At 61.6% G+C, this 20,557-nt stretch carries 18 protein-coding genes and 1 pseudogene; 13 read left to right on the forward strand and 6 right to left on the reverse strand.

Going from position 1 to position 20,557, the window contains the following annotated elements:
• The first annotated feature begins 65 nt into the window (after positions 1 to 65).
• From cobW to AB4N91_RS10425, 5 genes are all read left to right on the forward strand, one after another.
• Positions 66 to 1,127: a cobalamin biosynthesis protein CobW gene (gene cobW / locus AB4N91_RS10405; RefSeq protein WP_460112394.1), complete on the forward strand. Its 1,062-nt coding sequence runs from the start codon at positions 66 to 68 to the stop codon at positions 1,125 to 1,127.
• 3 nt (positions 1,128 to 1,130) lie between these two features.
• On the forward strand, positions 1,131 to 5,039 hold the full coding sequence (gene cobN, locus AB4N91_RS10410) for a cobaltochelatase subunit CobN (protein WP_010460905.1): 3,909 nt from the start codon (positions 1,131 to 1,133) through the stop codon (positions 5,037 to 5,039).
• A 149-nt stretch (positions 5,040 to 5,188) separates the two neighbouring features.
• On the forward strand, positions 5,189 to 6,187 hold the full coding sequence (locus AB4N91_RS10415; RefSeq protein WP_460112395.1) for an ATP-binding protein: 999 nt from the start codon (positions 5,189 to 5,191) through the stop codon (positions 6,185 to 6,187).
• 53 nt (positions 6,188 to 6,240) lie between these two features.
• Positions 6,241 to 6,852, forward strand: a complete 612-nt coding sequence (locus tag AB4N91_RS10420; protein WP_083376582.1) for a vWA domain-containing protein — start codon at positions 6,241 to 6,243, stop codon at positions 6,850 to 6,852.
• Between the two features lie 166 nt (positions 6,853 to 7,018).
• Positions 7,019 to 8,665 carry a phospholipase D-like domain-containing protein gene (locus AB4N91_RS10425; RefSeq protein ID WP_460112396.1) on the forward strand — a complete coding sequence of 549 codons (1,647 nt, stop codon included), beginning with the start codon at positions 7,019 to 7,021 and terminating at the stop codon, positions 8,663 to 8,665.
• A 117-nt stretch (positions 8,666 to 8,782) separates the two neighbouring features.
• On the opposite strand, the pseudogene poxB reads toward AB4N91_RS10425, so the two are convergent.
• The 3 genes and pseudogenes from poxB to AB4N91_RS10440 form a co-directional block, all read right to left on the reverse strand.
• Positions 8,783 to 10,426 (reverse strand): annotated as a pseudogene (gene poxB, locus AB4N91_RS10430) (ubiquinone-dependent pyruvate dehydrogenase); the annotation flags it as partial.
• A gap of 71 nt (positions 10,427 to 10,497) precedes the next feature.
• Positions 10,498 to 10,626 (reverse strand): hypothetical protein, encoded by a 129-nt coding sequence (locus AB4N91_RS10435; protein WP_255311953.1) that lies wholly within the window; start codon positions 10,624 to 10,626, stop codon positions 10,498 to 10,500.
• A gap of 83 nt (positions 10,627 to 10,709) precedes the next feature.
• The gene (locus AB4N91_RS10440) at positions 10,710 to 11,933 is read right to left on the reverse strand and encodes an NADH:flavin oxidoreductase/NADH oxidase family protein (protein WP_083376583.1); all 1,224 of its coding nucleotides are present in this window, start codon (positions 11,931 to 11,933) and stop codon (positions 10,710 to 10,712) included.
• 77 nt (positions 11,934 to 12,010) lie between these two features.
• Here AB4N91_RS10440 and AB4N91_RS10445 point away from each other — a divergent pair, with 77 nt between their 5' ends.
• Positions 12,011 to 12,415 carry a MerR family transcriptional regulator gene (locus tag AB4N91_RS10445; RefSeq protein WP_010460898.1) on the forward strand — a complete coding sequence of 135 codons (405 nt, stop codon included), beginning with the start codon at positions 12,011 to 12,013 and terminating at the stop codon, positions 12,413 to 12,415.
• On the opposite strand, the gene AB4N91_RS10450 is transcribed toward AB4N91_RS10445, so the two are convergent.
• Both AB4N91_RS10450 and AB4N91_RS10455 read right to left on the reverse strand, forming a co-directional pair.
• Complete coding sequence (locus AB4N91_RS10450; protein ID WP_145310523.1) at positions 12,412 to 12,669, reverse strand: DUF2790 domain-containing protein; 258 nt, start codon at positions 12,667 to 12,669, stop codon at positions 12,412 to 12,414. The two genes, AB4N91_RS10445 and AB4N91_RS10450, sit on opposite strands and share 4 nt — an antisense overlap.
• A 63-nt stretch (positions 12,670 to 12,732) precedes the next feature.
• Entirely contained in the window at positions 12,733 to 14,271 is a 1,539-nt protein-coding gene (locus tag AB4N91_RS10455) for an MFS transporter (RefSeq protein ID WP_460112397.1), read from the reverse strand.
• A gap of 164 nt (positions 14,272 to 14,435) precedes the next feature.
• Here AB4N91_RS10455 and AB4N91_RS10460 point away from each other — a divergent pair, with 164 nt between their 5' ends.
• Complete coding sequence (locus AB4N91_RS10460) at positions 14,436 to 15,302, forward strand: LysR family transcriptional regulator (protein WP_460112398.1); 867 nt, start codon at positions 14,436 to 14,438, stop codon at positions 15,300 to 15,302.
• Positions 15,303 to 15,406: 104 nt separating this feature from the next.
• Here the strand turns inward: AB4N91_RS10460 and AB4N91_RS10465 are convergent, their stop codons facing one another.
• The gene (locus tag AB4N91_RS10465) at positions 15,407 to 15,847 is read right to left on the reverse strand and encodes a thioredoxin family protein (RefSeq protein ID WP_460112399.1); all 441 of its coding nucleotides are present in this window, start codon (positions 15,845 to 15,847) and stop codon (positions 15,407 to 15,409) included.
• A gap of 344 nt (positions 15,848 to 16,191) precedes the next feature.
• Between AB4N91_RS10465 and AB4N91_RS10470 the strand changes: the two genes are divergently transcribed.
• From AB4N91_RS10470 to AB4N91_RS10495, 6 genes are all read left to right on the forward strand, one after another.
• The gene (locus AB4N91_RS10470) at positions 16,192 to 17,040 is read left to right on the forward strand and encodes a transporter substrate-binding domain-containing protein (RefSeq protein ID WP_010460890.1); all 849 of its coding nucleotides are present in this window, start codon (positions 16,192 to 16,194) and stop codon (positions 17,038 to 17,040) included.
• A 52-nt stretch (positions 17,041 to 17,092) separates the two neighbouring features.
• The gene (locus AB4N91_RS10475) at positions 17,093 to 17,755 is read left to right on the forward strand and encodes an amino acid ABC transporter permease (RefSeq protein ID WP_008015908.1); all 663 of its coding nucleotides are present in this window, start codon (positions 17,093 to 17,095) and stop codon (positions 17,753 to 17,755) included.
• Between the two features lie 9 nt (positions 17,756 to 17,764).
• Positions 17,765 to 18,415: an amino acid ABC transporter permease gene (locus AB4N91_RS10480; protein WP_460112400.1), complete on the forward strand. Its 651-nt coding sequence runs from the start codon at positions 17,765 to 17,767 to the stop codon at positions 18,413 to 18,415.
• A complete protein-coding gene (locus AB4N91_RS10485) occupies positions 18,412 to 19,203 on the forward strand; it encodes an amino acid ABC transporter ATP-binding protein (RefSeq protein WP_010460885.1) in 792 nt (263 codons plus the stop codon). The genes AB4N91_RS10480 and AB4N91_RS10485 overlap by 4 nt, the downstream gene beginning before the upstream one ends.
• 32 nt (positions 19,204 to 19,235) lie before the next feature.
• Entirely contained in the window at positions 19,236 to 19,625 is a 390-nt protein-coding gene (locus AB4N91_RS10490) for a RidA family protein (RefSeq protein ID WP_010460883.1), read from the forward strand.
• Positions 19,626 to 19,782: 157 nt separating this feature from the next.
• A complete protein-coding gene (locus tag AB4N91_RS10495) occupies positions 19,783 to 20,547 on the forward strand; it encodes an IclR family transcriptional regulator (protein ID WP_010460880.1) in 765 nt (254 codons plus the stop codon).
• The last annotated feature ends 10 nt before the right edge of the window (positions 20,548 to 20,557 follow it).

Here is a 20,557-nt window from a genome sequence, read left to right on the forward strand (position 1 = left end):
CCGCGCGCGCATCCGTCGCAGCGATTGTCGTCCCGTATGCCCGCCACCTTGCCAAAGGGCATCCGATGAAAACACTGGCCAAACTCCCCGTCACCATCGTTACCGGCTTCCTCGGCTCGGGCAAAACCACCTTGCTGCGGCACATGCTCGACAACGCTCAGGGCCGCCGCATTGCGGTGATCGTCAACGAGTTCGGCGAGCTGGGCATCGATGGCGAAATCCTCAAGCAGTGCACCATCGGCTGCACCGAACAAGAGGCCAACGGCCGCGTCTACGAATTGGCCAACGGTTGCCTGTGCTGCACCGTTCAAGAAGAATTCTTCCCGGTGATGCGCGAATTGGTCGCCCGTCGCGGCGATCTCGACCACATCCTCATCGAAACCTCGGGCCTGGCCCTGCCAAAACCGCTGGTGCAAGCCTTCCAGTGGCCGGAAATTCGCAGCGCTTGCACCGTTGACGCGGTCATCACCGTGGTGGACAGCCCGGCCGTCGCCGCTGGCACGTTCGCCGCGTTCCCGGATCGGGTCGATGCCCAGCGCAAACTCGACCCGAACCTGGACCACGAATCGCCGCTGCACGAGCTGTTCGCCGACCAACTGGCCAGCGCCGACCTGGTGATCCTCAACAAGGCCGACCTGATCAGCCCTGAAGATCTGGCCCGGGTGCGCCTGGAAGTCGCCGAAGAACTGCCACCGGCCGTCAAAGTCATCGAAGCCAGCAGCGGCCGCGTGCCACTGGACGTGCTGATCGGTCTCGGTGCCGGTTCCGAAGAACACATCGACAGCCGTCACAGCCATCACGATCACCACCACGAAGGTGAAGACGATCACGACCACGACGCCTTCGACTCCATTTCCATCGAATTGCCCCAAGCCGACGAAAGCCTGCTGCTGGACGCGTTGACCCAACTGGTGGTCCAGCACGGCATCCTGCGGGTCAAAGGTTTCGCGGCGATTCCGAACAAACCGATGCGCTTGCTGATTCAGGGCGTGGGCACACGTTTCGACAAGCACTTCGACCGTCAGTGGGGCATCGATGAAGCGCGCAACACGCGTCTGGTGTTGATCGGTCAGGAGCTGGACGCCACGCTGCTTGAAGCGCAATTGCGCGCCGCGCTCAGCGTTTAAGCCATGCACCTGCTCAGGACCCAGCCCGGCGGTTTCGTGTCGGATGACAATATTGCCGACCTTGGACAAACCCCCGCCGAGCTGGTGATCCTGTGCAGCGGCGATTCCAGCCTTGCGCTGCTCGCCGAAGCGGCGCAGCAACTGCCTGACGATTACCCGAGCGTGCGCCTGGCCAACCCGATGCAGGTGCAGAATCACGCGTCGGTCGACCTGTATGTCGACGAAGTGTTGCGCCACGCCAAGGTCATTCTGATTTCGTTGCACGGCGGCATCGCCTATTGGCGTTACGGGGTCGAGCGTCTGGTGGAGCTGTCCCAGCGCGGTGTTCAGCTGATTCTGGTGCCCGGCGATGACCGCCCGGACCCGGAACTCAGCGACCTGAGCACCGTAGCCGCCGCCGACCGCGACCGGCTCTGGCAGTTTTTGCGTCAGGGCGGCATGGCCAATGCCCTGGATTTTTTCCGCTGCCTGGCCAATCGCTGGCTGGATCGCGATTACGCCTGGGCCGAGCCGCAAACCCTGCCGCGCACGGCGATATACCACCCGCAAAAGAGCCCCGCCGACCTTCACGATTGGCAAGCCGATTGGCAGGCCGGTCAACCGGTGGCGGCGGTGCTGTTCTATCGCTCGCATTTACAGGCGGCGAACACCGCGTTCATCGATGTTTTCTGCCAGCGTTTGCAGGCGGCGGGTTTGAATCCGTTGCCGATTGCTGTGGCCAGTCTGAAAGAACCCGGCTGCCTGACGGTGGTCGAGGACCTGCTGGACGACGTCGAGGCGGGGGTGATCTTGAACACCACCGGTTTCGCTCAATCCAGCCCCGAAGCGCCGCATCTGCGGCCGTTTCGACGCAACATTCCGGTGATCCAGGCGATCTGCGCCCAGGACAACGAGCCGGGTTGGCTCGCCAGTGAACAGGGCCTCGGCCCCCGTGATCTGGCGATGCACATCGCGTTGCCGGAACTGGACGGGCGGATCATCAGCCGGCCGATCAGCTTCAAGGACCTGGCGTGGCGCAGCGAGCGCAGTCAGTCGGACGTGGTGTGCTATCGGGCGCAACCGGAGCGCATGGATTTCGTCGCCGAACTGGCGCGGCGCTGGATCGATCTGGCCCGGGTACCGAACAGCGAAAAACGCATCGCGCTGATCCTCGCCAACTACCCGACCCGTGACGGGCGCATCGGCAACGGTGTCGGCCTCGACACCCCGGCCGCCGCGCTCAACATCCTGCGGGCGCTGCACACCGAAGGCTATCCGCTGCCTGCCGGGTTGCCGGACAGCGGCACTGCGTTGATTCAACAGTTGCTTGGCGGCGTCAGCAACGACCTCGACACCCTTGATCAGCGTCCCTGCGCGCAAAGTTTGGCGATGGACGACTATCGGCTGATGTTCAACCAATTGCCCAAAGCCAATCAGCAAGCGGTGCTGGAGCGCTGGGGCACGCCCGAAAGCGATCCGATGTGCCGTGACGGCCGCATGATGGTCGCCGGGCTGCGCTTTGGCCTGACCTTCGTCGGCATTCAACCGGCGCGGGGTTATCAGGTTGATCCGAGTGCGGTGTATCACGATCCGGACCTGGTACCGCCCCACGGCTACCTGGCGTTCTACTTCTGGCTGCGCCATACCTATGGCGCCCACGGCGTGATCCACGTCGGCAAGCACGGCAACCTCGAATGGCTGCCGGGCAAAGGCGTCGGGCTGTCGGAAAACTGCTGGCCGGATGCGCTGCTCGGGCCACTGCCGAACATTTATCCATTCATCGTCAACGACCCGGGCGAGGGCGCCCAGGCCAAGCGTCGCACTCAAGCGGTGATCATCGACCACCTGATGCCGCCGCTGACCCGCGCCGAAACCTACGGCCCGCTGCGCAACCTCGAACTGCTGGCCGACGAGTATTACGAAGCGCAATTGCTCGATCCGCGCCGCGCCCGAGAGTTGCAGCGCGACATCCTGCAACTGGTGCGCGACACGCACATCGACCGTGAACTGCAACTGGACGAAAAGCTCAACAGCGACGCCGATGCGGCGATCTGGTTGCCACGGCTGGACACGTACTTGTGCGACTTGAAAGAGTCGCAGATCCGCGATGGCCTGCACATCTTTGGCGAGTCGCCGACCGGGCGCTTGCGCATCGATACGTTGTTGGCGCTGTTGCGCATCCCCCGTGGCGACGGTCGTGGGGCGCAATCAAGCCTGCTGCGGGCGTTGGCCAAGGCGTTTGAACTGGGGTTTGATCCGCTGGATTGTGCGTTGGCCGAGCCATGGACCGGGCCGCGTCCTGTGGAACTGCAATCGCTTAATGAGGAGGCCTGGCGCACCGCCGGGGATACCCGCGAACGCCTCGAACTGTTCGCTGCTCAACTCATTGCGCAAACTCTGAATACCAACGCCGAACCTCATGGGAACGAGCCTCTGTGGCGAGGGAGCTTGCTCCCGTTGGTTCGCGAAGCGGACCCAGAAAATGGGACTGCTGCGCAATCCAGCGCGATGATGCGGCATTCCGACAAACTCCCTCGCCACAAAGGCCTGTTACCACAGGAAGCGGGTTGGTCCGACGTCCGCGCCATCCTCGACAGCCTGCGCGAAGTCGTCGCCCCGCGCCTGGACGCCTGCGGGCCGGCTGAAATGCGCGGCCTGCTCGATGCCCTGAGCGGTCGTTTCGTCCCGGCCGGCCCCAGTGGCGCGCCGAGTCGCGGTCGTCTGGACGTGCTGCCGACCGGGCGCAATTTCTACTCGGTGGACGTGCGCAACCTGCCAACCACCACAGCGTGGCGCATCGGTTTCCAGTCGGCCAACCTGATTCTCGAACGGCATCTGCAAGACCACGGCGATCACCTGCGTCAGCTCGGCCTGTCCGTCTGGGGCACCGCGACCATGCGCACCGGCGGCGATGACATCGCCCAGGCCATGGCGCTGATGGGCGTGCGCCCGGTCTGGGCCACCGGCAGTCAGCGGGTCGACGACTTTGAAATCCTGCCACTGAGCTTGCTCGACCGTCCTCGCGTGGACGTGACCTTGCGCGTGTCCGGATTCTTTCGTGATGCCTTCGCCAATCTGATCCGCCTGTTCGACGCTGCCGTGCAAGCGGTCGCCGCGCTGGACGAGCCGGACGATCTCAACCCGTTGGCCGCCAAAGTGCGCGCCGAACGTGAAGCACTGATGCAATCGGGCCTTGATGAAGACGCGGCCAAGCGTCAGGCCGGTTGGCGCATCTTCGGGGCCAAGCCCGGTGCTTATGGCGCAGGCGTGCAGGGCGCCATCGACGGTCGTCTGTGGCAAAGCCGCGAAGATCTGGCCGAGGTTTACCTGAACTGGGGCGGCTACGCTTACGGCGGGTCCGATGAAGGCACCGCCGCCCGCGAACAATTCGCCCAGCGTCTGAGTCAGGTGCAGGCGGTGCTGCAAAACCAGGACAATCGCGAGCATGACCTGCTCGATTCCAACGACTATTACCAATTCCAGGGCGGCATGCTCGCTGCCGTGGAAAGCCTCAGCGGCGAAGCGGCGGCCAGTTACCACGGTGATCACAGTCAGCCGGACTTGCCGAAGATCCGCACCTTAAAGGAAGAGTTGAACCGGGTGATCCGCTCCCGGGCGGCGAATCCGAAGTGGATCGACGGCGTGAAGCGTCACGGCTATAAAGGCGCATTCGAATTGGCGGCGACGGTCGATAACCTGTTCGCGTTCGACGCCACGACCCGGTTGATCGACGATCATCAATATGCGTTGCTGGCGGATGCGTATTTGCTCGATCCGGCAACCCGGGATTTTGTGCGTGAGCATAATCCGCATGCGCTGCGCGACATGACCGAGCGCATGCTCGAAGCGCAGCAGCGGGGAATGTGGCAGGAACCGGGCGCGTATCGCGAGGCGCTGGAAAACCTGTTGCTGGACATAGAAGAAGACGGCTGATACACCGCAAACCCCGTAGGAGCGAGGCTTGCCCGCGATGAGGCCTTCACATTCAATAGTGATATCGACTGAATAGACGCCTTCGCGGGCAAGCCTCGCTCCTACAGGTACAAAGTGTGCCTGCTACAGACCATGACCGAGTATTGAAGATGACCGACACCCCGCATTTCCCGCTCTCCGCCGTGGTCGGCGCCGACGATCTGAAGCTCGCCCTCTACCTGACCGCCATCGACCCGAAAATCGGCGGCGTGCTGATCGAAGGCCCGCGCGGCATGGCCAAGTCGACCCTCGCCCGAGGCCTGGCGGACTTGCTCGCTAGCGGTCAATTCGTCACCTTGCCCCTCGGTGCCACCGAAGAACGGCTGGTCGGCACCCTCGATCTCGACGCCGCCCTGAGCGAAGGCCGCGCGCAATTTTCCCCCGGCGTACTGGCCAAGGCCGACGGCGGTGTGCTGTACGTCGATGAAGTCAATCTGCTGCCCGATCACCTCGTTGACCTGTTGCTCGACGTGGCCGCCAGCGGCACCAACTTGATCGAGCGCGACGGTATATCCCATCGGCATTCGGCGAAGTTCGTCCTGATCGGCACCATGAACCCGGAAGAGGGCGAGCTGCGTCCGCAACTGCTCGACCGTTTTGGCCTGAACGTCGCCCTCCATGGTCACACCGCACCGGTCGAGCGTGGCCAGATTATTCGCCGGCGTCTGGATTTCGACACCGATCCCAAGGGTTTCTGCGTCGAGTGGGAAAGCCAGCAGCAGTCCCTGCGTGAACGTTGCCAGAAGGCGCGCGGCGCATTGGCGAGCATCCCCCTGGATGATGCCGCACTAGCGCAGATTACCGAGCGCTGTTTTGCCGCCGGTGTCGATGGCCTGCGCGCCGATCTGGTCTGGTTGCGCGCGGCCCGTGCCCACGCCGCATGGCGAGGGGCGGGCGCCATCGCCGAGGAAGACATCGACGCCGTCGCCGAGTTTGCTCTGCGTCATCGTCGTCGCGAGCAATCGCCACCAGCGCCGCCCCACAATCAGTCGCCCTCGGCGCAATCTTCCAGCCCGAGCGAAGGCCAGGGCCAATGGGGCGAAATGCCCGCTCAGGCCCTGCCGGTCGGCGCCCGACGTGAAGTGCCGAGCTGGCCAAAAAAGCCCTAGGCATTCGCCCTCGATCTGACGCGGGGGCGAATGCCAGACCCCGCGCAGGCCGACTGGATAACGGTAAACAGGGCAAGCGTCACGCTGCGCGCAGTGGCTCGATCAACTGGCCCGGCACTTTGCTCAATGGTCGGCCGCGTCAACGCAAAGATGTGCTGTTCCACCTGCGCACACGTTCCTCCCATGAACTGTGGCTGGTGATCGTCGACGCATCGGCCTCGACACGCCGTCATCAGGCGTTGAGCGATGCCAAGGGTTTACTTGCGCAAGTGTTCGACGATGCGTACCGCCAACGCGCGCGCCTGGCCTTGTTGACTGCCAGCGGTCAGGCGCCGAAGTGGCAGGTGCAAGGCTTGAAAGCGTCGGCGGGGTTGCGTGCCTGGCTCGATGGCCTGGGCGCGGGCGGCGGCACGCCGTTGTTGGCGGCGCTGGGTGAAGCGGGGCGTTGGCTGGCGGCACGGAAAAAACGCTTTCCGGCGGAACAGCAAAGGCTGCTGCTGGTGACCGATGGGCGATTGAAGGACTGGCCGGGGTTGCCGGTGCTGGACTGCCCGGGGTTATTGATTGATATCGAGCGCGGGCCGATTCGGTTAGGTCGGGCCAGACAGATGGCGGCAGAGTTGCAAGCGGATTATCGCCACATTGATGAGCTGGTTTCAGGCTGAGGACTGTGTTGTCTGCAAAGGCCCCATCGCGAGCAGGATTTGTTTACGCCGCAGATCCCTTGTGCGAGCGAGCCTGCACCCGATGGCATCACCCCGGTTCCGGAATTCATGGTGAATCCGCATCGCTCCCCTATGCTCTGAGTGCATTCGATCAAAGGAGTGAATCATGCGCGCACTTGCCGTTAACCATCAGAACGATTTCCGCGTCAAAGCCTATGCCGGCACCAATGGCGTGCTGTTGGCCATGGATGTGGCCGAACCCCGCCGCAAAGGCCTGCTGGGTTTCGCCATCGAAAAGCAGCAGGGCAGCAAACCCTGGCAGTTTCTATTCAACAGCCTGACGTTCCCGGGCAAGACCCATACCTTCCCTCAATACCACGCCACCCCCAGCAATATCGCGCCTTTGCAGAAATTTCGCTGGGCCGATTACGCGGTCAATCCGGGGCTGACGATCCAATACCGGGTCTATCTGGCTTACGGCAGCGCCGATGCGCCGCAACTGGGCGAATCCCTGGAGGTGACGGTCACTTCCGACGACGGCCATCCCGGCAACCAGAGTGTCAATTTCAACCGCGCCGTGGCCGCCAGCCAGGCGTTCCAGCGCAAGTTTCCAGAGCTCGACGCGCTCCTTGGCGGCAAGGAAAGATTGCCCCTGGAATCCTGGCCCGATGCCCCGCGCCGATGGCTGGAAAACGGTCTGCTCGGGCGTTTGCTGGGGTTTATCGAGCGTGCCGTCGGCAGCGAGTGGGCACTGGATGTCGCCATCTATGAATACCAGTTACCGGTGATTGTCGAGGCGGTGAACGCGGCGCTGGAGCGCGGGGTGCACGTTCGCGTTCTGTATCACGCGCAACCGGGCGAAGACACCACCGCCTTTAACGAGGCCAGCCTGGAAAAGATCCCGGCGGCAAACAAGCGCGGACGCGTCACCCACAGTATTTTCCATAACAAGTTCATCGTCCTGAGCCGGTTCGATGCCGCGGGTCTGCGTCAGCCTGAAGCCGTGCTCTGCGGCAGCACCAACTTCACGCCCAACGGCATTTACCGTCAGGCCAACGTGGTGCATGTGCTGGACGATGCTCGGGTCGGCGCCCGTTATCTGCAAACGTTCGAGCAGGTCTGGGGCACACCGGCGAATGTCGGTGCCGCGCGGCAGTGGATTACCGAACACAACCCGATGGACCCGAGCCAACCGTTGTTCGCCGGATTCTCCCCGCGCTCGGGTCAGGGCGACTTGCATGAGTTCGTCGACATCATCAATGCGGCGAAGAAAGACCTGCTGTTCGTCACTGCCTTTACCTTGCCCGACTCCATCCTCAACGCGTTGCTCGGTAAGCCCCACGACGACATTCTGCGCTACGGCCTGCAGAACTCCGTGAGCAAGATCACCGGTTTTCACGCCGACCGCAGCGCCGAATTCACCACGGTTGCGTTGCTCAATACCGGCCTTGAAGGCTGGCTCCTGGAAAGCAAGGAAGGACAGAAGGGCAACCTGCTGGTGCACACCAAAGCGATCGTCACGGATTTCACCAGCGATACGCCAACGATCATCAGCGGCAGTCATAACCTCAGTGCGGCTGCTAGCAACAGCAATGACGAGAACTACCTGATCATCCGCGGCGATACCGACCTGGCGGACCGTTATGGTCTGGAGTTGCTGCGGTTTTATGAGCATTACCGGTTTCGCTATTACGCGAAAAAACTGGCGCTAAAGCAGGTCCGGCCGTTGGCGGCGGATGACAGTTGGACGGATGATTATTATGTCGAGGGGAATTTGCGACAGTTGTCGCGATTGCGTTTTTCCGGGCAGTAATCGTTAGCCTCACGGGGCCCCATCGCGAGCAGGCTCGCTCCCACAGGATTTGTGAACAACCGAGATCCAATGTGGGAGCGAGCCTGCTCGCGATGGGGGCGATGCGGTCCAGGCGCGTCAGCGGAACAGATTAGTACGCGCCAACTCAATCACCTCATCGCCACGCCCGCTCATCACCGCTTTGAGCATGTACAAACTGAACCCTTTGGCCTGTTCCAGCTTGATCGTCGGGGGCATCGCCAGTTCCTGGGTCGCCGTCACCACGTCCACCAGCACGGGCCCGTCATGCGCCAGCGCGCGGCGCAAGGCCGGTTCCAGCGCTTCGGATTCCTCGACACGAATCCCCAGGATTCCCATGGCATTGGCCATCGCCGCGAAGTCCGGATTGTGCAGGTCCGTACCGGTGTCCAGCAGCCCGCTGGATTTCATTTCCATGGCCACGAACCCGAGCGAGGCATTGTCGTAGACGATGATTTTCACCGGCAGCTTGAGTTGCGCCAGCGAAATGAAGTCCCCCATCAACATGCTGAAGCCGCCATCGCCAGACAGCGAAATTACCTGCCGCCCGGGAAATGACGCTTGCGCGCCAATGGCCTGGGGCATCGCGTTCGCCATGGAACCGTGGTTGAACGAGCCCAGCAATCGGCGCTTGCCGTTCATTTTCAGATAACGTGCGGCCCAGACGGTCGGCGTGCCCACGTCGGCAGTGAAGATCGCATCGTCATCGGCCAGCTCACTGAGCAGGCGAGTGAGGTATTGCGGATGAATCGGCCGACCCGGCGCCGACGGTTGAGCCAGGTCATCCAGCCCCTGACGGGCCTTCTGGTAGTGCTTGAGGGATGATTCGAGAAAGCTCCGGTCGCCACGATAAGGCAGGCGCGGCAGCAACGCGGCGAGGGTTTCGCCAACATCGGCGGCGATGCCCAGATCCAGCGTGGTCCGCCGTCCGAGGGCTTGCGGGTCGTGGTCGATCTGAATGATGGTGGCGTCGGTTGGGTAGAACTGGCGATAGGGAAAGTCAGTCCCGAGCATCACCAGCGTGTCGCAGTTGAGCATCGCGTGATAACCGGAGCTGAAGCCGATCAACCCGGTCATGCCGACGTCGAACGGATTGTCCCACTCCACGTGCTCCTTGCCGCGCAACGCATGCACTACCGGCGCGCCGAGGGCGTCGGCCAATGCCACCACCTGATCGTGGGCACCCGCGCACCCGGCGCCGCACATCAGCGTCACGGCGTTGCTTTCACTCAGCAATTCGACCAGCCGATCCAGGTCGTGAGGCGCGGGCAGGGTGCGAGGTTTGGACAGCGCCGGCCAGGGTTTGAGGTTGTCTTCGACCTCCTGCAGCGCGACGTCGCCGGGAATCACCACCACTGCGACACCGCGATTGAGGATGGCACTGCGCATCGCCCGATGCAGCACCTGGGGCATCTGCGCCGGGCTGCTCACCAGCTCGACGAAGTGGCTGCATTCCTTGAACAGTTCCTGCGGGTGGGTTTCCTGAAAGTAATTCAGGCCTACTTCCGAAGAGGGAATCTGCGCCGCGATGGCCAACACCGGCACATGGTTTTTATGGCAATCGAAGAGCCCGTTGATCAAGTGCAGATTGCCCGGCCCGCAACTCCCGGCGCAGACCGCCAGTTCCCCGGTAACCGCCGCATCGGCGCCGGCGGCGAACGCGGCGACTTCCTCGTGGCGCACGTGCATCCACTCGATGCTGTCCATGGTGCGCAGGGCTTCGGTCAGGCCATTGAGGCTGTCGAATCGGGGTGTACGTCGATCTTTGTAGGAGCGAAGCTTGCTCGCGAAGGCGTCAGACCTGACACACCGCGTCATCGTTCTTCGCGGGCAAGCCTCGCTCCTACAGTGGGTTGCTCCATACCCGTCAGGCCCCAGATGCGTTTCACACCTGCTTGTTCGAGGGTGGTCGCCAGTTGCTGGGCAAGGGTGATTTTCGCCATGGGGTGCTCCAGTGGTTAATGAATGGTCCTCAGGGTTAAAAGAGGACAACGCTGCGGCAACCATGACTCACCCCGATTTGAGGTTACTTGCCCATCGCCTGCCGGTACTGACGCGTGCGCCGGGCGAGATACAGCTGATCAACGATCAACGCCCATAGTGCTGAAACCTGTGGCCGGGTCTTGCGTCCGCGGCTCAGGCGATTGAGCTGGAACTTCACTACGGCCATGTTCGCCAGGGCGGCCAGCGGTTTACGTTTCCAGAGGATCGGCGGCAATTGCGGGTGGCTGTCCTGGCCTTCGCGCCAGCGTTTCACCAGCTGCGGTTCAATGGCGAGCGCCGTGCCGATACCGGCCATGGCGATGCCGCTGTCGAGCACCTGTTCGACGATGGCCAGACGTCGAATCCCACCCGTTACCATCACCGGCATGCTCGCAACGCTGGCCAGTTCGCCGGCCATTTCCAGAAAGTACGCCTCCCGGGCCAGGGTCCTGCCGTCGCGGGCGTCGCCTTGCATGGCTGGTGCTTCGTAGCTGCCCCCGGAGAGTTCGAGCAAATCCAGTGGTTGGTCGTTGAGCCACTGGATCACTTGGCGGGCGTCGTCAGCGTCGAAACCGCCGCGCTGGAAGTCTGCCGAGTTGAGCTTTACCGAGACGCAAAACTGAGGCGACACCGCTTGGCGAACGGCGCTGACCACGGCCAGCAACAGCCGGGCGCGATTCTCCAGCGAGCCACCCCACTGGTCAGTCCGACGGTTGGTCAAGGGCGACAGAAACTGGCTGATCAGGTAGCCGTGTGCCGCGTGAATCTGCACGCCGGTGAAACCGGCTTTCTCTGCAAGGGCGGCACTGGTGGCGAAGCGTTGGATAACCTCGGCGATATCGCTTTCCGACATCGGTTTGGGTTCGGCAAACATCTTGGAAAAAGAACCCAGGTCCAGCGCCACGGCGGAGGGTGCCCAGGCTTGCTGACCGAGGTTGGCCATGATCTGGCGCCCGGGATGGTTGAGCTGCATCCACACATGCGCGCCACCGGAGCGGCCAATGGTGGCCCACTGACGGAACAGCTCAAGATGGCGCTCGTCTTCCAGCACGACACCTGCAGGGCTGGTCATGGCGCGGCGATCGATCATCACGTTGCCGGTCAGCAACAGGCCCGTTTCACCTTCGGCCCAAGCCTGATACAACTTGAGCAGCGCAGTCGACGGCGCTTGTCCGGTATCGGCAAGGTTCTCATCCATCGCAGCTTTGGCGATGCGATTGTCGAGGGTCTGGCCGTTGGGTAACTTCAGCGTTTGAAAGGGTGACATGCTTGACTCCTCATCAGTAATGCGAAGAGGCTAAGCTTAAAGTTAACTTTAATGTCAAGCAGGCAAATGAGGCCGAGATGAAGATTGGTGAATTGGCGCAATTGAGCGGGTTGAACGCGTCGCGCATTCGGTTCTACGAGGCTCAAGGCCTGATCCGGCAAGTGGAGCGCATGGCCAACGGCTATCGGCGTTACCCGCCGCAAGTTCTGCAAACCCTGAAGATTATTCAGTGCGCACAGCAGGCCGGGTTCAGCCTCGACGAGCTCAAGTTATTGTTGCCGGACACCGTAACAGGCGAGTTCGACGACGATGCACTGGTGGCGAGCCTGGGGCGCAAAGTCGAACAGATCGAAGCGATGCAACTGCACCTGGCGCAAAACAAGGCGCAGTTGCTGGGGTTGATCGAGAACATCCAGACGCGGCCCGAAGGAATGGCGTGCGGTGAGAATGCCGAGCGAGTGCTGGCGTTGATCCAGCATTAATTTTGACCGAGGCAGTTATCGCCAAAGGCCTGGTAGCGCAGGACATGGGTGGTGCCCGCGGTATCAATGTAAGTCATCTCCCGCGGCAGGGGGCCGCAACCATCGTCGCGGGTCATGTTAAGCACTTTGGCGATATGGAGCGGCGTCGAGTACTTGTAGTCCTCGACTTTCGGCGTGCTGGAGTTGTCGACGGAGGCGGCCGCTGCAACACCGCTCAGGCTGATGAGAAACAGGGCGGACAGAATGCGTTTCATGATGGGGCTCTCGTAGTGACTACTGAACGATTTCAGTGGCAGTACGACGAGCCCCGTTGGGGTTTATTCCAGGCTCAGGGAAAAACTTTTCGGCGCAGGGAGCGGATTGCGCATCAGCGTGCCGACCACCAGTGCCCCCAGCAGGGCCAGCAAACCAGCGACCAGAAGCAGCAGGCTGAAGCCGCCGACGAAGGCCTGACGCGCCAGTGGCTCGACCAACGCACGCGCGGTATCCGGCAGCAGGTTCATCGCCGCCGTCATGTCTCCGGCGACCACCCGTGAGGCAATGCCCTGGGTCTGGCCGAGCCATTGCGGACCCTGTGTCGACAGGCTGGTGCGCAACAGCAATTCGGTGTGGCTGGACAGCAGCGCGCCAAAGACACCGATGGCCAGCACGATCGCGCTGAAACGCATGGTGGTGCTCATGCCTGAGGCCATGCCGGTGCGCTCGCGAGGGACGCAGGCCATGATGTTCTTTTGCGTGTCGCCATTGAGCAGGCCGGCACCGGCGCCCGTCACGGCGATGGCCAGTGCGAAGGGCAGGTAGCCGCCGCTGCTGACGGCCCAGGCGCTGAGCAGGTTGCCGCTGCCGACCAGGGTCAAACCCGCCGCCATCAGCGTGGCTGGGGCAAGTCGATTGGCCAGCCGAGCGCCGATGCGCGGGCAAATCAACATGGTCACGGCAAACGGCAACATCCCCAGCCCCGACGCGATGGCCGAGAAGCCCAGGCCGTTTTGCAGGTAGAACGGCAGCAACGTCATCATCACCTGAGCGCAACCGGCGTAGGCAAACATGCCAAGGAGGGCGCCGATGAAACGCGGATGCCTGAACAATTTCAGGTCGACCATCGGCCGTTGTTGCATCCGCTCAATCAGCACAAACAGCCCCAATAGCAGCGCGCCCCCGATGATCCGGGCGTAGGTGAGCGGGTTGCTCCAACCGATTCGGTTGGCTTCGATCAAGCCCCAGATCAGGCACAGCAAACTCGCACTGAACGCCAGGCTGCCCCAGGGATCGAGTCGCGCCGATTGGGGGTCCCTGGATTCCGGCACGGCGCGCCATACCATGAACATCAAGAACGCGCCCACCGGCAGGTTGAGGTAGAAGATCCAGCGCCAGCCAACATATTCGGTGATCAGCCCGCCGACCGTCGGCGCGGCGGTCATCGCCACGCCCATGCACGCGCCCCAGAACGCCCAGGCCTTGGCCCGTTCGACTTCATCGTGAAAGGTGTGGCCGATGGAGGCCAGGGCCGAGGTCAGCAACAGTGCCGCGCCGACACCCTTGACCGCCCGCGCAATGTCAAGGAACAACGCCGTGGGCGCCGCGCCGCAACCGATGGAGGCAAGGATGAAAATCCCCAGGCCCCAGAGCAGGATTTTCTGCCGGCCAAAGCGGTCGGCGATGCTCCCGGCGGGCAGCAACAACGCTGCGAACGCCAGCATGTAGGCGCTGACCACCCATTCAATGTCGGCAAAGTTCGCGCCCAGGTCCCGTGCGATGGTCGGCAGAGTGACGGCGACGATGTTGGTGTCGAGCACGATCAGCGAGCACACGCCGGAGGCCGTCAGCAGCGTCAGGCGCGGACTGACCCGGGTCATGACGTGATTGCCTTTTGGGCAAGGTCGTTGATCGTGGCGGCGCAAAGGTGTTTGACGTACATGGCGTTGGCTCTCTACTGTGATTGCCATTGAGCTTATCGCGGTCGATTGTCGGCTCTGTTAGCCCGGCACCGGGACTTCATTACCTTTGAGCTAATGCACCCATGGACATACGGCATTTCCGCTACTTTCTGGCCGTTGCCCGGCAAGGCAACTTTACCCGCGCCGCCGAACAACTCGGTATCGCGCCGCCGACCTTGACCCGGCAGATCCAGGACATGGAGAACGAACTCGGCACGCGACTGTTCGTGCGCCAGACACGTGAAGTCAGCCTGACCGAGGCCGGCGCGGCGTTAATGATCGAAGCCGAGGCGACGGTGCGGCAATTCGAGTACGCCCAGCACAATGCCCAGCGGGCCGGACGCGGGGATATTGGCCATATCGAACTCGGTTACGTGGCGTCGGCGGTGTACTCGGGGGTGCTGCAAAAACAGGTGCAGGCTTTTGGTCGTGAATGCCCGGACGTCAGCTTGAATGTTCGGGAAAGCCCTATGGCGTCATTGCCAGCCATGGTGGTCGAGGGGCGATTTGATGTGGGCTATGTCCGCTCACCGATGACCCTGCCCGACGGACTGGAGGCTATTCGTCTGGACTCAGAAGGCTTTGTGCTGGCGCTGTCCTCCGAGTCCTGGTTGTGCCGACTGCCAGAGATTGCTCCGGAGCATCTGCAAAACGAGACGTTCATCCTGCCGGAACAAATCAGCGGCACTTTGCAAGTCGCCGCCGAGGGCAGGTTTGCACCGAAACTGGGCGCGCAGCCGGGCGGGCTGGTGGCGGTGATCGCGCTGGTTTCGCTGGGGCAGGGCGTGACAGTTGTGCCGGCGTCGGTGGTCGGGCATGTCGGGTTGCCCGGTGTGTTGTACCGCACGATCAAGGGCTGCGAGGCGACGTCGTGGTTGTCGTTGATTCATCGACGGTTCGAGAAATCGGCGGCGGTGTCCAGGTACATCGAGCAGGTCAAAAATCGCTAAGGCCAAAAGCTTTCGCGAGCAGGGATCTTGTGAACACTGAAGATCCAATGTAGGAGCGAGCCTGCTCGCGAAAGCAATCTACCCAACGCCACCAATGCCCCAACCTAACAGCAAACCCGACGATTCAACCGCTCAGTGGCACGAGGCACCGTGCACAGCCGGCGCAAGGTCCGTCGCAACCATGTCAGATCGTGCGTCGGCTTACGCTTCTCCCTCGCCGGTTTCACCCTGCCAATGTGCCTGGCGAAATCCGCCCTCAACGCTTCCTCAGTGCCGATCCCCTTGAGCTTCTGCAGCAGTTTCCCGTCCTTATAAAACAGCACAGTCGGCGTACCGGTAACGTTCGGGTGTCGAGGCGAGTCAACCGTGTTCAGCATGTAGATGTGCGCTTGGTGCCGATAAGTCTCGGCGATCCCACGAAAGACCGGCCCGGCCATTTCGCAGGCCGGACAGTGCTGGCTGCCGAAGTACAAGATCACCGGACGCCAGGTTTTCAGGGCTTTACGGTAAGTCGGGGCCAGCGTGTTGTGGGCAGCCGAGCGCATGGTGAACTCCTTTTTTCACTGTGCATTGAGTGTCTGCCGACGGTAAAGGAGCGGAGACGGGTGGGTCTACTGTCAGAAATTACAGGTAACACGCTGCCCCAATTTGAACCGCCTCAAGACGAATGTGGTGCAAGTACCCGAACCGTGTAGCCAACGGTAGCGCTCGTTCCCCTGTGCGTTTCGTAACGTGCATTTTTAACGTTCACCCATCCATTTGATTCACAACACTTTCCAATCTCCCCGACATTCCCCTCACAACCTGTGGCACACTTTCTGCTGTCTATTCCGTTGTTACACACCTATGTCCGGTATAGCGGAATAAACATCACCCTGGAGTGCTTGCCATGCAACGCCGACCTTCCTTATTTAAAGCGTGTATTTTTCTTGTCGCTGCTTCGGCTGCTGCCATGGGCGTGGCCCAGGCGGCGGACAGCAAGCTCGATAGCGTGCTGGCCCGCGGGAAACTGATCGTGGGCACGGGCAGTACCAATGCGCCGTGGCACTTCCAGGGAGCGGATGGCAAGTTGCAGGGGTTTGATATTGATATCGGGAAAATGATTGCCAAGGGGTTGTTCAATGACCCGACCAAGGTTGAATTCGTGGTGCAGTCGTCCGATGCGCGGATTCCCAACCTGCTGACGGACAAGGTCGACATCAGTTGCCAGTTCATCACCGTGACCGCCAGCCGTGCCCAGCAAGTGGCGTTCACCCTGCCGTACTACCGCGAAGGTGTCGGACTGCTGCTGCCGGCCAACAGCAAGTACAAGGAAATCGAAGACCTCAAGGCCGCCAACGACAGCGTGACCGTGGCGGTGCTGCAGAACGTGTACGCCGAAGAGCTGGTGCATCAAGCCTTGCCCAAGGCCAAGGTCGATCAGTACGACAGTGTTGATCTGATGTATCAGGCCGTGAACTCCGGCCGTGCCGACGCCGCCGCCACCGATCAATCGTCGGTGAAATACCTGATGGTGCAGAACCCTGGCCGCTATCGCAGCCCGGCCTACGCTTGGAGCCCGCAGACCTACGCCTGCGCGGTCAAGCGCGGCGATCAGGACTGGCTGAACTTCGTCAACACCACCTTGCATGAAGCCATGACCGGCGTTGAGTTCCCGACTTACGCGGCGTCCTTCAAACAGTGGTTCGGTGTAGATCTGCCGACCCCGGCCATCGGTTTCCCTGTCGAATTCAAATGATCCCGTGAGAGCGGGGCGCCGATGACGCGCCCCGTTCAAGGTACTGCTGACCATGAACTATCAGTTGAACTTTGCCGCCGTGTGGCGCGATTTCGACACCTTGCTGGCGGGGCTCGGTCTGGGCCTTGAGCTGGCGCTGGTGTCGATCGCCATCGGTTGCGTGATCGGCCTGATGATGGCGTTTGCTTTGCTGTCAAAGCACCGTGCATTGCGGGTGCTGGCGTCGGTGTATGTGACGGTGATCCGTAATACGCCGATTCTGGTGTTGATTCTGTTGATCTACTTCGCTTTGCCGAGCCTGGGGATCCGGCTGGACAAGATCCCGTCCTTCATCATCACCCTGTCGCTGTACGCCGGGGCGTACCTGACTGAAGTGTTCCGTGGTGGCTTGTTGAGCATTCCCAAGGGGCAGCGTGAAGCGGGCCTGGCGATCGGGTTGGGCGAGTGGCAGGTCAAGGCCTACGTCACCGTGCCGGTGATGCTGCGCAATGTGTTGCCGGCCTTGTCGAACAACTTCATTTCGCTGTTCAAGGACACCTCGCTGGCCGCCGCGATTGCGGTGCCGGAGCTGACTTACTACGCGCGCAAGATCAATGTCGAGAGCTACCGGGTGATCGAAACCTGGCTGGTGACCACAGCGCTCTATGTTGCGGCCTGTTACCTCATTGCCATGATGCTGCGTTACCTCGAGCAGCGTCTGGCGATCCGCCGATAGGAGGCCACCATGTACGAATCCCCCAGTTGGTTGCATGAGTTATGGGTGGCGCGGGAAGTTCTGTGGCAGGGCTTTTTGACCAGTGTGCAGGTCTCGGCCCTGGCGATTTTGCTGGGTACGATGGTCGGTATTGTTACCGGTCTGGTGCTGACCTACGGCAAGTTCTGGATGCGCGCACCGTTCCGGTTTTACGTGGACATTATTCGCGGCACGCCAGTGTTTGTACTGGTGCTGGCCTGCTTCTACATGGCGCCCGCATTGGGCTGGCAAATCAGCGCGTTTCAGGCCGGTGCCTTGGGGCTGACGCTGTTCTGCGGCTCCCACGTCGCGGAGATTGTGCGCGGCGCGTTGCAAGCGTTGCCCAGTGGCCAGATGGAGGCAAGCAAGGCCATCGGCCTGACGTTTTATCAGGCGCTCGGCTACGTGTTGTTGCCCCAGGCGTTGCGGCAGATCCTGCCGACCTGGGTCAACTCGTCGACCGAAATCGTCAAGGCGTCGGTCATCGGTGTGGCGGAATTGTTGCTCAGCACGCAGCAGATCATCGCGCGCACCTTCATGACGCTGGAGTTTTACCTGTTCGCCGGATTTCTGTTTTTCGTCATCAACTACGCCATCGAATTACTCGGCCGGCACATTGAAAAGCGGGTGGCCTTGCCATGACTCAACCTCAAGTTTCGACACAGAACCAGGCCCTGCTGGACATTCGCGGCCTGCACAAACAGTACGGCAAGCTTGAAGTGCTCAAGGGCGTCGACCTGACCATGCAGCGCGGCAACGTGGTCACGCTGATCGGCTCCAGCGGCTCGGGCAAGACCACGCTGCTGCGTTGCGTGAACATGCTCGAAGAATTCCAGGGCGGGCAGATCGTGCTCGATGGCGAGTCCATCGGCTATGACGAGGTCAACGGCAAGCGCGTGCGTCACCCGGAAAAAGTCATCGCCCGGCACCGGGCAATGACCGGCATGGCGTTCCAGCAGTTCAACCTGTTCCCGCACCTGACCGCGCTGCAGAACGTCACCCTTGGCTTGCTCAAGGTCAAGAAACTGCACAAGGAAGAAGCGGTGGCGCTGGCGGAGAAATGGCTGGAGCGGGTTGGCCTGCTGGAGCGTCGTGACCACTATCCCGGCCAGTTGTCCGGCGGTCAGCAACAGCGCGTGGCGATTGCCCGGGCGATTGCGATGAACCCGAGCCTGATGCTGTTCGATGAAGTGACCTCGGCCCTGGACCCGGAACTGGTCGGCGAAGTGCTGAACGTGATCAAGGGCCTGGCCGACGAAGGCATGACCATGTTGCTGGTCACCCACGAGATGCGTTTTGCCTTCGAGGTCTCGGACAAGATCGTCTTCATGAACCAGGGGCGGATCGAAGAGCAGGGGCCTCCCAAGGAGCTGTTCGAACGCCCGCAATCGCCGCGTCTTGCCGAATTTCTCAAGAACACGCGGTTTTAACTTTTATATTTTTTCGATCAGGAGAAACACTCATGAGTATTACTCGTTACGGCACCGGCAGCACCGCCGCTGGCGGTCAGCCTCGCCCATTCGCCCGAGCCGTTGAAGCCGATGGCTGGCTGCACGTTTCCGGGCAGGTGCCGGCGGTGGACGGCGAGATCATTACCGGTGGCATCGTCGAGCAGACCCACCAGGCCATGAAGAACCTGATCGCGATTCTCGAAGAGGCCGGTTATGGCCTGGAAGACGTGGTGCGTGCTGGCGTGTGGCTGGAGGATCCGCGGGATTTCACCAGTTTCAACAAGGTCTTCTCCGAGTACTTCAAAAGCGAGCACGCACCAGCCCGGGCCTGTGTGCAGGCGAACATGATGGTCGATTGCAAGGTCGAGATCGACTGCATCGCGTACAAGAAAAAGGCCTGAGCCTAATGATCGATCCCACGCTCTGCGGGGGAATGCAGCCCGGGGCGCTCCGCGTCCCAAAGCGGACGCAGAGCGTCCATTGAGGCATTCCCACGCCAAGCGTGGGAACGATCATTAGCGGTAAACTCCCCGGCGAATTTGTATGGGAACCACTGACATGACCGAAGACACCATCAAGCGCCGGGCTCGCGGTCTGGACCGGGCGTTCGATATCCTCGATTTCCTCAAGGAAGTCGGCAAACCGCTGCGCCCGAATGAAATCGCCAGCGGCATCGATAGCCCGAAATCCACGATCTACGAACTGGTCGCTTCCCTGCTGGAACGACGCATTCTCGAACCCGTGGGCAAGGACGGTCACGTCTACCTCGGCCGTCAGTTGTACTTTCTCGGGCAAGCGCATTTGCGCCATTTCGACCTGACCCGCGAAGCCGATCACGCTTTGCAGGACATCGTCAGCCAGACCCATGAAACCGCGCAGATGTGCCTGCTTAACGGGCGCAAATACACCGTCGCGCTGATGAAAGAGGGCGAGCGCCATTTCCGTATTTCCTCGGACATCGGCGAGAACGCGCCAATCCCCTGGACTGCGTCCGGGCGCCTGCTGCTGGCGCACCTGAGTGATCAGGAGATCATTGACCTGATCGACCACGACGACTTCATCCTGCCCGACGGCGAACGCCTGCCGCTGGAGCAGTTTCTCAAGGAAATCCGTCAGGCCGGTATCGATGGCTTCTTCTCTTTCGATAGCGTCGCCGACACCTTCACCCATTGCTTCGCCGCCCCGGTCAAAGACCCGAGCGGCGTGGCCATTGCGACCCTGTGCATCGTCGCCCCACGGGACGACGCCAAGAACAATTACAACGACTATCGCCGGGTGCTGATCGACAGCGCCAATAGCCTGGCCCGGCGTATCAACGAATAAAAGCGGCTGT

This window comes from Pseudomonas sp. H3_D04, from assembly GCF_054669175.1.